Raw genomic sequence first — 15941 nt, forward strand, 5'->3', positions numbered from 1 at the left:
GCCAGAGCCGTTGCCGCCAGAGCCGTTGCCGCCAGAGCCGTTGCCGCCAGAGCCGTTGCCGCCAGAGCCGTTGCCGCCAGAGCCGTTGCCGCTAGAGCCATTGCCGCCAGAGCCGTTGCCGCCAGAGCCGTTGCCGCCAGAGTCGTTGCCGCCAGAGTCGTTGCCACCAGAGCCGTTGCCGCCAGAGCCGTTGCCACCAGAGCCGTTGCCGCCAGAGCCGTTGCCGCCAGAACCGTTACCGCCAGAACCACTGCCATCAGAACCGTTGCCGCTAGAGCCATTGCCGCCAGAGCCGTTGCCACCAGAGCCATTGTCACCAGAACCACTATCGTCCTGAGAACCACCGTTTCCTGGTGGCTTATTATTATCTTTTGAGTTACCTTCTGCGAAATGATCGTTATTTTGTACAATCGCATTTGTTACTGGAGAGAAGTTTTCTGTTGCTGCATTACCGATATTTAAACCACTAAAAAAAGATAAAGAAAGAGTTGATGCTAAAATGAAAATTTTCGTCATTGATTTCCTCCTGAAACATTAATATTCCATCTAAAATACATCTCTTTGTAATATTTCATAGGAAAAAGAGTTTTATGCAAAAAAAACTATATATAGAAAAAGGTGGTATATTTCTAAAGAGAGAAAAGAGTGAGTGTAAATTCTTTATAATAGTAGAGTGGTGGGAATTTCACACCCATTACAGTAGAGGAAGTGACAGCAGATGAAAGAGTATATTGCATTTGATATTGGTGGTACACAAATTAAATATGGAATTGTTTCAGAAACAGGAACAGTACTAAAGCATAAAACAGTTCCAACGGAAATTCACTTGGGCGGGGAACAAATCATTCAAAAACTCATTCTTTTATCAAAAAATTTAATGGGTAAACATACGATTTCGGGAATTGGCATTAGTACTGCGGGAATTGTTGACGTTAATAAAGGGATTGTGACGGGAGGTGCGGATCATATTCCGGGCTATAGTATGATTCCTATTATGAATAGATTGCAAGAGGTATTAAAAGTTCCTGTATCCATTGATAATGATGTGAATTGTGCAGCGTTCGGAGAAAAGTGGAATGGTAGTGCAAGAGAGAAAGAAAACTTTATTATGCTCACCCTTGGAACTGGTATTGGAGGAGCAATTTTTATAGATGGAGAGTTATATAGAGGGCATTTGTTTAGTGCTGGCGAATGGGGAAATATGTTAATAGAAGGAAAGCCGTTTGAAGAGATCGCTTCCATTTCAGGGTTAATTCGTCTTGTGCGAAAATATAAAGATGAAAGTGATTGGAATGGAAAAAAGATTTTCGAACTGTATGATAAAGGTGATAGGGAAGTTACCCAAGCAGTTGAGGTTTTCTTTAAACATTTAGCGATTGGAATTAGTAACCTTGCTTATATTTTTAATCCAGAAGTGATTGTTATAGGTGGAGGAATTACTGATAGGGGAAATGAGTTTTTAAAAGAAGTAAAAGAAGCGGTCAGTAAATACTTAAATAAAGAGATTTATAGTAATTGTGAGATTGAACTTGCGCAAAACGGTAATTGTGCAGGAATGGTTGGTGCTATTTACCACTTCTTACATCATCATAAGTAAATTATATGAATGTTTTCATATAACTGAGAATTTATCCTTTTTATCACTAGGTAAATAATGCTACAATATAAGGGAAGAATACAATATTTTCCGTCTTGGAAAATGCTTTGTAGAAAGGAAGAAACTGCATGCCTATTATTTTAGAAAAAGGTCAAAAGATCGATTTAACGAAAGGACAACCAAAAGTAGCAAAACTACAGGTTGGCTTAGGCTGGGATCCAATTGGGCAATCAGGTGGGTTTCTGTCTTCATTATTTGGAAGTAAACCAAATGTAGATTGTGATGCATCTGTTGTTATGTTAGAAGGAGATCGTTTTGTTAATAAAAACGATTTAGTATACTTCGGAAACAAACTTTCTACTTGTGGTAGTATTATTCATTCAGGAGATAATTTAACAGGTGAAGGCGAAGGTGACGATGAAACAATCTTTGTAGAATTGCATAAAGTCCCAAGTCGTATTAACCGTTTAGTATTCGTTGTAAATATTTATGATTGTGTAAACAGACGTCAAGACTTTGGTATGATTCGTAATGCTTACATTCGTATTCAAAATCCTCATACAGGTGAGGAATTAGCACGTTATAATTTATCAGAAAACTATGCTAGTAAAACAACTTTAATTGCAGGAGAAATGTATCGATACGAAAATGAGTGGAAGTTTTCAGCAGTTGGAGAAGGCACACAAGATAAAAACTTAAGTGAGATTGTATCACGTTATCAATAGGATAAACTAAGGAGGAATTTAAAATGGCATCTATTTCTTTAAAAAAGGGACAAAAGGTAGATTTAACAAAAACAAATCCAGGTTTATCAAAAGTACTTGTAGGGCTTGGCTGGGATACGAACCGTTATGATGGACAAGCTGATTTTGATTTAGATGTTAGTATCTTTTTAGTAGGTGCGAACGGTAAAGTTTCAGGCGCAGAGGATTTCGTTTTCTATAATAACCCAAAAGGCGCGAATGGTGCTGTAGAGCATTTAGGAGATAACAGAACGGGTGAAGGCGAAGGCGATGACGAAGCGATTAAAGTAGATTTGAAAAATGTACCTGCACATATCGAACGTATTTGTTTCACAATCACAATTTACGATGGAGAAGGCCGTAGCCAAAACTTTGGTCAAGTTTCTAACTCATTCGTACGTATTGTAGATGAAGAAAAGAATGCAGAGTTAATTCGTTACGATTTAGGAGAAGATTTCTCCATTGAAACAGCTGTTGTAGTAGGCGAATTATACCGCCATGCAGGTGATTGGAAGTTCAATGCAATCGGAAGTGGATTCCAAGGTGGATTAGCGTCTCTATGCAATAACTTTGGTTTAGATGTAGAGTAATAGATTAATATATCCATCGATGAAATGCATGTTTACTGATGGATATATTTTTTTAGATAAAAATATAGAGGTGAATATAAATGGCTATTCAGTTACAAAAAGGACAGAAAATCGATTTAGGTAAAACAAGCCCTGGCTTAACAAAAGCAGTAATTGGTCTTGGGTGGGATATTAAGTCTTATGATGGTGGAGCTGATTTCGATTTAGATGCATCTGCCTTTTTATTAGATATGAACGGAAAATGTACGAAGGAAACTGATTTTATTTTCTATAATAATTTACAGTCTCCTTGTGGATCAGTTTTACATACAGGTGATAACCGAACGGGTGAAGGTGAAGGCGACGATGAGCAACTTGTTATAGATTTGAAGAAAGTTCCAGCAGATGTGCACAAAATTGCTATTACAGTTACGATTTATGATGCGGAAGGTCGTAGTCAAAACTTTGGACAAGTAGGAAATGCTTTCGTTCGTTTAGCAAACGAAGAAACGAATGAAGAAGTTCTTCGCTTCGATTTAGGGGAAGATTTCTCTATCGAAACAGCAGTTGTCTTTTGTGAATTATATCGTCATAATGGACAGTGGAAGTTTAATGCAGTAGGAAGTGGATTCCAAGGTGGTTTAGGTGCGCTTGTAAGAGCGTATGGCTTGGATGCATAGAAAGGAAACGATATTCGTTTCCTTTTTTTGACCTTTCTATAAATCTAGCAAAGAATAGGGGATAAAGGTAAGATGAGTATTTTGCAAGGAATCCTTGATACGTATGCTCAGTTTTTCGACTTGGACATGTGGATTAAAGTGTTGCAAGATCCAGTATCGTGGGGATTAATAGGTACACTTGTTGTACTTGAAGGATTGTTATCTGCTGATAATGCACTTGTATTAGCGGTAATGGTAAAACACCTTCCAGAAGAGAAGCGTAAAAAGGCTTTATTCTATGGACTTATTGGAGCGTATTTATTCCGCTTTATTGCGATTGGAATTGGAATGTTCTTAATTAAATTAGCATGGGTAAAAGTGTTAGGTGCACTTTACTTAGCTTGGCTTTCAATTAAATACTTTATTGATAAAAGAAAAGGTAATGCAGAAGAAGAGGAAGCTCATGGTATGAACCAAAACAGTATTCTCTTCAGAATGTTTGGTGTCTTCTGGGGAACGGTTGCGATGGTCGAATTAATGGATATCGCGTTCTCTGTAGATAGTGTACTTGCTGCATTTGGTGTATCAAATGAAGTTTGGATTCTATTGTTAGGCGGAATGCTCGGTATTTTAATGATGCGTGGTATCGCTGGTGTATTCTTAAAGTTGTTAGAGCGTATCCCAGAACTTGAAACGACAGCATATATTTTAATCTTAATTATTGCAACAAAAATGCTATTGTCTGTTATTCATATTGAAATAAGCCATACATTGTTCTTCGTTATTTTAGTTGTAGCATTTGGAGCAACATTTGTACTTCACTACGTGAAGAATTCTGGACAAGCTAAAGAAGAAGTTGCTGCTACTAAAGAAGACAATAAATAATTGAAATGGGTTTGCTCGTTTTGCGAGCGCCCATTTTTTATAACCAAAAATAGTTTATAATAGAAGAAAGACTTAGAAAAAGTAAATGTTTTTGGAGGTGAACTGTTGTGTTTTCACGTTTTACACTTCAACCATATGCATTAAAAGATGAATCAGATGTAAAGCAATTTGAAACGCTTTTAGAAAAACGTCCACAATATGAGCTGACAGAGAATGAGATGAAATTTAGTTATATAGCATGTCGAATCCTTGGCGTTCCGAACGATGTAGATGAATATTTTAATGAACTGTTTGATTATAGTGAAGCGAAAGGAATTGAAGTTTTACATGAACAAAATTTAAATAAAGTGATTGATTCAGAAAAGCTTCGTCACATTCAAGAAGTGTTCGGATTACATCAAGAAGCACCAAATGGTCTAACAGTAAATAGGCTAGTGGCACACTTATCTGGGAAACAACTTTTACCGAAAGTAGACAATCCGGATTTACAGCATTATATACATACAACATTTATTTCTGTATTGAAATTATATGAGAAACAACATAATCAATCTCTAAAGACAGAAGGCTTCCGTCGTTTCTTAATCGACATGATTAAATTAAGCGAAAATTACGTAGCGAAGTGGTTCTCTACGATTAACTATAAGAAACAAATGCCGCGTATTGTTTGGTACGGTGATGCACAGGAAAGCCGTATATATTTCTTATACTTTCTTATTATGCTCGGCTGCGATGTACTTTATTATCACCCAGAAGGAAAAGATGGATTTGAGAATGTTGATGAGGAAGGAAGAAGTTTTATTGTGTCTCATCCAAGTCGTATTTCTCTTGAGCCATTTCCAGATCGCCGCCGCGAGCGTGTTGCAACAGTGGCATATCAAGCTTCAAAAGAAATTGAACAAGTACTTCACCACGATAATTCACTATTATACAAGCCGTGGCAATTCCGTTCCTATACACCTGTAGCACGTACATTAAAAACAACATACGATGAACTATTTTTAATTACGAAAGAAAAGGCGTTTGTACGCCCGACATTCTTTGTTGAAAATAAACACATTTATATTCCATCCCTATTTGCGAAAATATCAGGTGTTTCAAAGAATGATAAAGAGTATTTTCAGCGATTAAAGGCTGTTACATCATTTGATAACAGTTTATTAATTAATACATTTCCGTTTACGAAAGAACAAAAAGCAAATTTCGAATACCATTATCGAGATGCATTAGACCGCGGAGGGAAATTGCATCCAGATTTAATTATGAACAGTCATTGGTGGCCGCATAAACGATTGCCAGAAGGATTACAACATGGTATTGCAGAAGCGATTATCCATACGTGTGAAAGTGAAATGTGTAAACCAATTGCAAAAGAGACGAAACAAGATGTAGCGCTATATGTTTTCGCGCAACTTTCTCAAATACCACCGAATATTTTAGAACAGCTTGAGAAATTTGATTATTCACAAGATGTACCGAAAATTGTTATATTTAATAATGAGAAGAGTGGAGAGTTAACTCGTTCTGATGCTGTTTTATTACTATTTTTAAATCAAATTGGAGTAGATGTATTCCATTTCAATCCAACGGGAAGAAACGATATTGAACCGTATATTGAAGCTGGGGCATTTGATTCACATTGGCTTGAAGAAGTTAATTTCGATCTTGAGTTTCATGGTTCATCAGCCTATAAAAATTTATCACAAACAATAAAAGGACTATTTCGTCCATTTTTATAAGGAAAGGGAGAATACCATATGAATAACCCAGTCGTACTAGATTCGAAAACAGAATTAAATGAGCAAACAGCACAAGATGTTCGCTTGCAACTTAGACAAGATGCGGATGTACAACGTATTTATAATGCGGTAGATATTAAAGATCAATTAGAATTAATTGAACTTGGAAAAGAACCTTCTATGGAAATTTCACGTTTTGCTGATCAAATTTTACATACGATGTCATTATCAAAGATAGAAGATTCTGGTGAATTATTAAAACAGCTTGGTAAAATTATGGACCGATTCGATAGCAAAGACTTTGCGGAAGAGAAAAGTGGTTTCTTCTCACGTATGTTCAAAAAAGCGGATAAAATGATTGAACAAATCTTTAGCAAGTATCAAACGATGGGCCGTGAAATTGATAAAGTGTATGTGGAAATTACGAAGTATCAAGATGAAATGAAAAAATCAATTGGTACGTTAGATGGTTTATATGAGCAAAACTTAAAATATTATTTAGACTTAGAAAAATACGTAGTAGCAGGAGAAATGTTATTAGAGCGTTTAAATACAGAGTTAGTTCCGATGTATGAAGAGCGTGTACGTAATAATGATCAATTAGCAGGTATTGAATTAGAGTCGCTTAAAAACTCTGTTGAAATTTTAGAACAACGTATTGATGATTTAGAAAAAGCGCGTATGGTTGCGTTACTGACAGCACCACAAATTCGAATGATTCAACGTGGTAATAATAAATTAATTGGTAAAATCAATACAGCATTTATTACGACGATTCCTATCTTTAAAAATGGTATCATTCAAGCGGTAAATGCGAAGCGTCAAAAGCTTGTTGCAGATTCCATGGCTGAACTGGATCGCCGTACAAATGAATTACTTAAGAAAAATGCACAAAATATCGCAACGCAAAGTGTGGAAGTAGCGAGATTATCCGGTTCTTCTAGTATTAAGATGGAAATACTCGAGGAAACTTGGAACATTATTTCAAGAGGTATGCAAGAAACACAACAAATTGAAGAGCAAAACAAACGTGAGCGTGAAGAAAGTCGCAAACGTATGGCTACATTAACGGAGAACATTAAAAAAGAATTACAAGGGTAAATGAAAAGGCAATGAGGACTATTCCTCATTGCCTTTTAGTTTTTCTTCGCTAATTTAATGATTTCATTCACAACGAGCGGAATGATACTTAATAAGAGAACAAATCCCCAATCTCGCAGCGTTAATGCATGCACACCGAATATATTTGCAAGGGGCGGAATGGAGATGATACAAACTTGCATAAGAACACCGATAAGAAGGGAGAAGACTAAATATTTATTTGTAAAAATCCCAATTGAAAAAATTGATTTCGTTCTTGAACGCAAGTTAAATGAATGAACGAGCTGAGAAAAACTAAGAACGACAAATGCCATCGTTTGAGCGTGTAATAGAGCATCCTCATCAATTCGCTCTGGGAAAAGAGGGAATAAATTTGTATCTCCAGTATAGAACTTTGCTCCGGCGATAAAGGCTATTAGCGTTAAAAGTCCAATGACAACCCCATTGAAAATAAGGAAAGGAACGCTACCGCTAAATAAGCTTTCTTTCGCATGTCGTGGTTTTTCCTTCATCACATCAGGATCTTCAGGATCAACCCCAAGTGATAATGCAGGCAGCGTATCTGTAATTAAATTTACCCACAAAATGTGAATAGGTCGTAGTGGTGTTGCCCAGCCGAGTAAAATGGCTAAAAATAAAGTGATAATTTCTCCGAAGTTACAAGAGAGTAGGAAGAGAATTGATTTTTTTATGTTACGATAAATGTTTCTACCTTCCTCAACAGCTTTCACGATAGATGAGAAATTATCATCTGTTAATACGACATCCGCTGCCCCTTTTGCAACGTCTGTTCCTGTAATGCCCATCGCTACGCCAACATCTGCTTGTTTTAAAGATGGAGCGTCATTGACGCCATCACCAGTCATAGAAACGATATTGCCTTTTGCACGTAATGCTTTTACGATCTTTACTTTATGTTCTGGAGAGACTCTAGCGAATACATGTAAGTGATCAATTTTGCTTGCTAGTTCTGTATCTGAAATGTTATCTAATTCAGTTCCAATCATAATTTCACATATGTCTTCAGCAATACCAAGTTCTTTGGCAATGGCGAAGGCGGTATCTTTATGGTCACCAGTAATCATAACTGTGCGAATACCGGCTTTTTTACATTCTGTAATGGAATCTTTTACTTCAGTTCGCGGTGGATCAATCATACCGACAAGACCAATAAAGATGAGGTTTTCTTCGAGATGATCTATATCCACATTGCTTGAATTGTATTGTTTAAATGCGAATGAAAGTACTCTTAAAGCTTCTCGGGACATTGCCCCGGCAGCTTCTAATATTTGATTTTTATCAGCCTCTGTTAGAACTTCGATTTTACCGTTTTTCAATATGTGGGTACATCGAGGTAAGAGCTTATCGATAGCACCTTTCGTCATGCTATAATAGCTGTCATCGTATGTATGCACGGTTGACATCATTTTACGATCTGAATCGAAAGGCATCTCGTTAACGCGTTCATGTATTTTTTCTAAATAATCTTTTTGCATATTAAAAGTGCTTCCGGCAACGAGAAGAGCAATTTCAGTCGGGTCTCCCGTTTGTGATTCATTGTTGTAAGACGCATCGTTACATAGCACCATATTTTCTAACAATAGACGTTGCACATTATTATTTACATTTAAATTTTCTAATTGATCGTATGTGTTATCACTATAAAAGTGAGTAACGGTCATTTTATTTTGTGTTAACGTACCTGTTTTATCTGAACAAATAATTGTGACAGAACCGAGAGCTTCGACAGCTGGTAGTTTCCGAATGATAACATTTTGTTTAATCATACGCTGCACACCAATTGCAAGAACGATGGAAACGATAGCTGGCAAACCTTCTGGAATAGCTGCAACGGCTAAACTAATAGCAGTCATAAACATTTCTAGTGTATCTCGTCCTTGTAAAAAGCCGATGAGAAACATAACGATACAAATCGCTACAGCAACAAAGCCTAAATACTTTCCGACTTGTGCTAAGCTTTTTTGAAGTGGTGTCATATCATCGTCTGCTTCATGCAACAGGGTAGCAATCTTACCAATTTGTGAGTTCATTCCAGTTTCAACAGCAACACCGACGCCTCTTCCGTATGTTACAAGGGTAGACATGAAGGCCATGTTTTTTTGATCACCGAGTGGTACTTGTTCATCACTTTGCATGGAAGGGTGGTAGATTGCATCTTTATCAACAGGGACAGATTCACCAGTTAGAGCAGATTCTTCAACTTTTAAATTTGCGGTTTCGATAAGGCGTAAATCGCATGGGATATATCGTCCGGCGTCGAGCATAACGATATCACCTGGAACGACGTGCTCAGATGGAATTTCTTTTAGTTCACCATCTCGCTTGACGATAGCTTTAGGTGTCGCCATCTTTTTCAATGCCTCTAAAGCTTGTTCTGCTTTCGATTCTTGGACGACACCGATAACAGCATTTAAAACTACAACGAGCGCAATAATACTTGCATCAGCCCATTCACCTACAAAGGCTGAAATAAGAGCAGCAATAATAAGGACATATACGAGGACGTCATTAATTTGGGCGAAAATACGTTGCCATAAAGTGCGTTTTTGTTTTGTAGCTAATTCATTAGAACCGTATTGCTTTAAACGTTCACTTGCAATTTCTTCTGTTAAACCGTGTTGTTCATTTGTTTCTAAGTCGATTAATGTTTGATCTTTCGTCTTACTGTACCAATTGCTCATAAGTAAGCACCTCCAGTAAAAACAGTTAGCAATGGTAGTGTTGCTATTATTTGTGAGTAGTATGTATGGAGAAAAAATCTAAGGTGAGGTTCTACTTCTATTGTACAATATTTTACAGTTGCTTGAGGGAAAGAGAAGAGTTGTCATGAATTTGTTGGAAATAAAAAAGAGCCTCATAAACGAGGCTTTTTACTTTTTAATTAATGTACCTAATTCTTCTGTAATAGCTTGCATTTCACTAATGCTGAATGTTTCACGTTTCATAACATGCTCATAAATGTCACGTAAGTCTTCGTACATTTCTTCATTAAAGCTAGCAGCTCTCATCGCTCCAGCATTAACCATACGTAATTTTTCTTTAATAGCTTCGACCATATATTCAACATTTTCTTCTGACTTTACGGATAAATCCACCGAAGTGTCCCCCTTTAAAATAACATAAGGTTATCTTAACATTTTTTATCATTTTCGTTAATGAATCTTTTCAATCCTATTAAATTAGTAGGGATTTCCTTTATATTTAATAATTGGTTGTTTATACTATAAGTATATATAAAGAAATGCACCAAGAAAGGAAGAAACAAAAATATGGTTCAAGTATTGTTTGTTTGTCTTGGGAACATTTGTCGTTCTCCAATGGCAGAAGCGATTTTTCGAGATCTTGTCGTAAAAGAGGGACTCGAAGAGAAAATTGTCATTGATTCTGCAGGAACTGGAGATTGGCATGTTGGCCATCCGCCACATAAAGGAACACAAAAAATTTTAAAAGAAAATGCAGTCACTTTTGAAGGAATTAAAGCAAGGCAAGTAGAAAAAGAAGACTTAACAAAGTTTGATTATATTATTGCCATGGACAACAAGAATATAGCAGATTTAAAAAGTTTAGGTAAAACTGGAGGCTATATTGGTAGGCTGTCCGATTTTGTTCCAGACGGTGGCTGGACAGACGTTCCCGACCCTTACTATACAGGGAATTTCCAAGAAGTATATGACCTTGTAACAGAAGGGTGTGCAAAGCTATTAGCTTTCATTCGAAAAGAACAAGGAATATGAGGAAGCTTAGAAAGAAATACTTTCTAACATAAGAAATGAAAGGGTGAAGGAATATGGCAAAGAAAAATAATATTGCTCGAAACATTGCGATTGGTGTAGCTGCAGGTGTAGCTGTATCTATGTTGAAGAAAGAAAACCGTGAAAAAGTAAAAAATACTGCAGAAAAAGCAAAAACAAAGATGATTGAAATTGGTGAAAATGCAAAGATCAAAGAAAAAGTGCAAACTGTTACAGATAAAGGACGCGAACTTGCTGATTTAAATGTAGTGAAAGCAAAAGTAGCAGAAATTAAAAAATTGACGCCGTCTGTTGTAGAGACGTTAAAAGAAACGAAAGAAATTTTTAGTAAGAAAAAGGTTGAGCCAGCAGAGAAGCCAGAAACGATTGAAATTCAAGCTGTTTCTCCAAAGGTAGATGAGCTGAAGGCAGAAGAAGAGCCGGTAGTTGCTGAAGATGGCGGTATGAAAGAAGCGCGTGAACTATTTATGAAAGACTCCAATGTAGAGGAAAAAAAAACTGAAGCGTACATTGAGTTGAAGCAAGATAAAGAAGAGAAGAAAAGCGTTTAACCATATATGAGAAAAATTTTAGAAAAGGTGAGAAGAAATCGTACTTATTCGTTTGGTAAAGATTTATATGACCGAACGATGCGCGATGATGTAGCGGGCTTGGCAGCACAGCTTGCTTATTTCTTCTTGCTTGCGATTTTTCCTGGGCTTGTTTTCTTAATTACGCTTCTTGGATTCATTGACCTTCAAACAGAAAGTGTGCTCAACTTATTAGAACCGTACGTACCCGAAGATGCAATGTCTTTAATTGAAGTAAACGTTGATAAAGTTGTAAATGAGCAAAATGGTGGTTTATTATCATTTGGTTTATTATCAATGCTATGGTTTGCTTCAAATGGTGTAAATGCGGTGATGAATGCTTTTAACCGTGCGTATGATGTAACGGAAACACGTTCTTTTATTAAAACGAGAGCTTTATCAATTGTGTTTACGTTAGCGATTATTTTTATGATTGTGTTTGCGCTAATTGTTCCAGTGTTTGGACAAGTCATTGGGGCAGCTGTATTTAAAGCAATTGGTTTATCGGATAGCTTTTCTTACGTGTGGAGTATTACGCGTTTAGTAGCGAGTTTCTTCGTGTTATTTGCATTGTTTAGTTTTTTATATACATTTGCACCAGATCGAAAATTAAAAAGAAGAGAAGTCATTTCAGGAGCAACATTTGCTACTGTAGGATGGATTGTGGTATCGTACTCATTTGCTTATTATGTAGATAAGTTTGCGAATTACGCCAATACATATGGTGGTCTCGGTGGTATTATTATTTTAATGTTATGGTTTTACTTAACTGGATGGGTAATTTTACTTGGCGGCGAAATTAATGGTTTACTCCATCATTATAGGACGGGTGACAATAATTCCCGTAATGAAAAGTGAGCTCTTGTTCCATAATAAAAAGGAACAGGGGGGATATTTCATGAGTAATAATAAAAAGAATCACAACAATAAAAATAACAATAAGCAAAAGAGCAGTTCGCATCCAAAGCATAAAACGAGTGGTAGTGCGAACGGTCATAATAGCTACCATTAGAAAAAACGGGTCCTCTATGAGGGACCCGTTTTATTTGCTGCCTTTTAATAATCGTAAGCCATTCAAAATAACAAGAATCGTACTTCCTTCATGCCCAATAACACCGAATGGAAGAGCTAAAAATTGTAAGAAGTTTGAACAAATGAGCATTGCAATTACAGCTAGTGAAAAGATTACGTTTTGCTTTACAATACGGTTCATTCGTTTTGATAAACGAATTGCTTGTGAAAGTCGAGATAACTCGTTCTTCATAAGTACAACGTCTGCCGTTTCTAAAGCTACGTCTGTTCCTTCTCCCATCGCTACACCAATGCTAGCAGTAGCGAGTGCAGGGGCATCATTTATACCATCTCCAACCATTGCTACTGTCCCGTATTTTTCTTTTAGCTTTTTAATCGTTTCAACCTTTGTTTCTGGTAAGCATGATGCGTAATATTCCTTTATATTACTTTCAGAGGCAATAGCTTTTGCTGTTTCTTCATTATCACCAGTAATCATAATGGCCTCGACACCGATGCTTTGTAATTCGCGAATAGCAGCTATTGTCTCTTGGCGAAGAGTATCTTTTAAAGCGATAAGTCCAAGGATGCCATCCTCATCACTAATATAAACCACAGTTTTACCTTCTTTTTCAAGTGAGGCAGAAATACCATTATGAAATGTCTTTGTTTCTTCACCGATAAAATCAGCTTTACCTATTTTATAAGCTTTGTTTTCGAATATTCCTTTTAGCCCAAAACCAGTTACATCTTCAACGTTTTCTGGTTTTTTTAACGTAATGTCATACGCATGTTTGGCATATTTCACAATAGATTCAGCTAAAGGATGTGTAGAGTGACTTTCAATTGCTGCTGTAATAGAAAGTACTTCTTTTTCTGTCATATTTTCTCGAACATATACATCTGTTACAGTAGGTTTTCCTTCTGTTAATGTTCCTGTTTTATCAAAGGCAATAGCTTTTACTGAAGCGAGACGTTCTAAATGTATGCCACCTTTAAAGAGAATTCCGTTTCTTGCGCCGTTAGAAATAGCAGATAACGTTGCTGGTGTAATGGCAGCAACGAGTGCACAAGGAGATGCGACTACAAGTAAAATCATAGCGCGATAAAACGTTTCATTCCAGCTCCAATCCAGCAAGAAATGAGGGACGAACATCATAAGCGCAACAACGAGTAGTACACCTTTTACATATGTTCCTTCAAACTTTTCGATGAATAGTTGTGATGATGATTTTTCACTTTGTGCACTTTGAACGAGACGGATAATCTTTTGGAATAATGTTTGATCGCTCGGCTTCGTAATTGTAACTTCGATAGCACCGCGTAAATTTACAGTACCAGCAAATACTTCATCACCATATTTTTTTTCATTTGGAATGGGTTCACCAGTAATCGCTGCCTCATCGATATTTGTTTCACCGCTATGAATTGTACCGTCAGCAGGAACGCGCTCACCTGGTTTAATTAGAATAATGTCGTTAATTTGTAATCGTCCAACAGGAACACGTTCCTCGGTTCCATTTGAAATACGTAATGCTTCTTCAGGTTGTAGATCAAGAAGTGCTGAAATTTCTTTTTGGCTTTTACTCAATGTATAAGATTCCATTGCACCGCTTAGTGCGAAGATAAAGATTAAAATCGCGCCTTCTGCCCAGTAGCCAATGATTGCAGCACCGATAGCAGCAAAGAGCATAAGCATTTCGACATTTAGCTCTTTCTCCTCAATTGTATCTTCAATACCTTCTTTTGCTTTTGCATATCCACCAACTATATAAGCAAGGATATAGCAAGTAATGCCTACATTCATTACATCGTTCTTTGTGAATAACCAACCAGCTAAAATGAAAATACCAGATGCGATTGCAAATATAAGTTCATAATGTTTCTTTAATGTATCCCATAAAGAGGGATGAGAAATAGACTTTTGTACTTGTAATGTTTTTACTTCTGAGTTCATTACTACTCGCTCCTTCCAAATTCTTATTGAGAAAAAGAATCAAAATCGAAACCCCTATAAAACGACGAAAGCTGCCATCCATAATGGATAGCAGCATTTCTGTTGAAACTGATTTTAATAGTTATTATGTTGTAATTATTCTATAGTATAGCATATGTTTTCGTTAGATGATATGTTTTTGTTTGTTTAGAAACTGAAAACTTGTGTTTTCTCAATTCCTTTGGTATATATGAATACTGTTCATAAAAAGGTCGGAAAGGAAGACAACAAGTGAAGACAGAGAAATTTTTTACCCATCCGATTGGCGTATTTATTGCTGCAATAGTAGCAACTTTTTTATGGGGAAGCGCATTTCCTTTTATTAAATTAAGTTATGCTGAACTTGGAATTCAGCCACAAGAAGTTGGAGAGCAAATATTATTTGCTGGCTATCGTTTCTTTTTATCTGGGGTTATGCTTTTATTCTTCTTTAAAGCGTTAGGAAAAGATATGAGCTTCAAAAAAGGAACGGGGAAGCAGTTAGTACAAATTGGTTTATTTCAAACATTTCTTCAATATATATGTTTTTATATTGGAATGAGCTATAGTTCTGGTATTGAAGGAGCTATCATTTCAGGAACATCATCATTCTTTCAAATTTTACTCGCACATTTTTTATATAAAGATGATGCTCTTAATGTGAGAAAAGTAATTGGAGTTTCTATCGGCTTCTGTGGTGTCATTTTAGTAAACGTGCCGAGTGATGGTAGTTTGTCATTCCATTTCGGAATCGGTAGCTTATTACTTCTGAGTGCAGCAATGTTGTATTCATATGGGAATATATTGGCGAAAGAAGGTAGTAAAACATTAGATATTGGCTATATGACAGCCTACCAAATGATTTTTGGTTCTATCGGACTATTATGTATAGGGGCTTTGCAAGTTGGAGTTATGCCATTTACATTTAGTATACATGCAATACTAATGCTTATCTATTTATCTTTCTTATCCGCAGCAGGATTTTGCATTTGGAATACAATTATGAAGTACAACAAGGTTGGAAAAGTATCAATGTATATGTTCTTCATACCCGTATTTGGTGTGCTATTATCGAGCATGATTTTAGGAGAAGCAATTCACTCATTCGTACTATTCGGTTTAGCGTGTGTAGCTGCGGGAATTATTGTGGTGAATCGGACACCAGCTAAGCAAAAAATAGAACAAGAAAAACAAGTAGCATAGGCAAAGGGAAGACGATTACAATGGAAGAACAGTACTGTTCTTCTTTTTTTGTATAGAAAAAGGATAATAGACCAGGTGTCACGAAAAAAGATACAAAAAGCATTTATTGAGGAGAAC

14 protein-coding genes and 1 pseudogene are annotated in these 15941 nt (G+C 36.5%); 11 read left to right on the forward strand and 4 right to left on the reverse strand.

Features of this window, described 5'->3' with window-relative positions; genetic code table 11:
• A pseudogene (locus PDQ68_RS16125) lies at nt 1-516 on the reverse strand (cell wall anchor protein); the annotation flags it as partial.
• 202 nt (nt 517-718) lie between these two features.
• Between PDQ68_RS16125 and PDQ68_RS16130 the strand changes: the two are divergent.
• The 7 genes from PDQ68_RS16130 to PDQ68_RS16160 all read left to right on the forward strand — a co-directional run bounded on the left by PDQ68_RS16130 (nt 719) and on the right by PDQ68_RS16160 (nt 7293).
• On the forward strand, nt 719-1597 hold the full coding sequence (locus PDQ68_RS16130; protein ID WP_061183038.1) for an ROK family protein: 879 nt from the start codon (nt 719-721) through the stop codon (nt 1595-1597).
• 128 nt (nt 1598-1725) lie between these two features.
• Nucleotides 1726-2322, forward strand: a complete 597-nt coding sequence (locus tag PDQ68_RS16135) for a TerD family protein (RefSeq protein ID WP_001121593.1) — start codon at nt 1726-1728, stop codon at nt 2320-2322.
• A gap of 23 nt (nt 2323-2345) precedes the next feature.
• Entirely contained in the window at nt 2346-2930 is a 585-nt protein-coding gene (locus tag PDQ68_RS16140; RefSeq protein WP_000146721.1) for a TerD family protein, read from the forward strand.
• Between the two features lie 80 nt (nt 2931-3010).
• Nucleotides 3011-3589: a TerD family protein gene (locus PDQ68_RS16145; protein ID WP_061183039.1), complete on the forward strand. Its 579-nt coding sequence runs from the start codon at nt 3011-3013 to the stop codon at nt 3587-3589.
• 72 nt (nt 3590-3661) lie between these two features.
• Nucleotides 3662-4453: a TerC family protein gene (locus PDQ68_RS16150; RefSeq protein WP_000025691.1), complete on the forward strand. Its 792-nt coding sequence runs from the start codon at nt 3662-3664 to the stop codon at nt 4451-4453.
• A 107-nt stretch (nt 4454-4560) separates the two neighbouring features.
• Complete coding sequence (locus PDQ68_RS16155) at nt 4561-6192, forward strand: YceG family protein (protein WP_061183040.1); 1632 nt, start codon at nt 4561-4563, stop codon at nt 6190-6192.
• 18 nt (nt 6193-6210) lie between these two features.
• Nucleotides 6211-7293, forward strand: coding sequence for a toxic anion resistance protein (locus tag PDQ68_RS16160; RefSeq protein ID WP_061183041.1), 1083 nt, complete (start codon nt 6211-6213; stop codon nt 7291-7293).
• Between the two features lie 35 nt (nt 7294-7328).
• On the opposite strand, the gene PDQ68_RS16165 is transcribed toward PDQ68_RS16160, so the two are convergent.
• Both PDQ68_RS16165 and PDQ68_RS16170 read right to left on the reverse strand, forming a co-directional pair.
• The gene (locus PDQ68_RS16165) at nt 7329-9995 is read right to left on the reverse strand and encodes a cation-translocating P-type ATPase (RefSeq protein WP_016716367.1); all 2667 of its coding nucleotides are present in this window, start codon (nt 9993-9995) and stop codon (nt 7329-7331) included.
• A 189-nt stretch (nt 9996-10184) separates the two neighbouring features.
• A complete protein-coding gene (locus PDQ68_RS16170) occupies nt 10185-10409 on the reverse strand; it encodes a DUF1128 domain-containing protein (protein WP_000366197.1) in 225 nt (74 codons plus the stop codon).
• Nucleotides 10410-10583: 174 nt separating this feature from the next.
• Here PDQ68_RS16170 and PDQ68_RS16175 point away from each other — a divergent pair, with 174 nt between their 5' ends.
• From PDQ68_RS16175 to PDQ68_RS16185, 3 genes are read left to right on the forward strand one after another with little or no spacing between them, the layout of a single operon-like run.
• Nucleotides 10584-11048, forward strand: coding sequence for a low molecular weight protein-tyrosine-phosphatase (locus PDQ68_RS16175; protein ID WP_000250909.1), 465 nt, complete (start codon nt 10584-10586; stop codon nt 11046-11048).
• 53 nt (nt 11049-11101) lie between these two features.
• Complete coding sequence (locus PDQ68_RS16180; protein WP_001085393.1) at nt 11102-11617, forward strand: DUF4075 domain-containing protein; 516 nt, start codon at nt 11102-11104, stop codon at nt 11615-11617.
• A 6-nt stretch (nt 11618-11623) separates the two neighbouring features.
• Nucleotides 11624-12493 carry a YihY/virulence factor BrkB family protein gene (locus tag PDQ68_RS16185; RefSeq protein WP_001226530.1) on the forward strand — a complete coding sequence of 290 codons (870 nt, stop codon included), beginning with the start codon at nt 11624-11626 and terminating at the stop codon, nt 12491-12493.
• Between the two features lie 184 nt (nt 12494-12677).
• Here the strand turns inward: PDQ68_RS16185 and PDQ68_RS16190 are convergent, their stop codons facing one another.
• The gene (locus tag PDQ68_RS16190; protein WP_061183042.1) at nt 12678-14603 is read right to left on the reverse strand and encodes a heavy metal translocating P-type ATPase; all 1926 of its coding nucleotides are present in this window, start codon (nt 14601-14603) and stop codon (nt 12678-12680) included.
• Nucleotides 14604-14873: 270 nt separating this feature from the next.
• Between PDQ68_RS16190 and PDQ68_RS16195 the strand changes: the two genes are divergently transcribed.
• Entirely contained in the window at nt 14874-15824 is a 951-nt protein-coding gene (locus PDQ68_RS16195; RefSeq protein WP_016716370.1) for a DMT family transporter, read from the forward strand.
• Nucleotides 15825-15941 lie beyond the last annotated feature (117 nt).

This window comes from Bacillus cereus group sp. Bc010, assembly GCF_027716745.1.
GTDB lineage: Bacteria > Bacillota > Bacilli > Bacillales > Bacillaceae_G > Bacillus_A > Bacillus_A pacificus.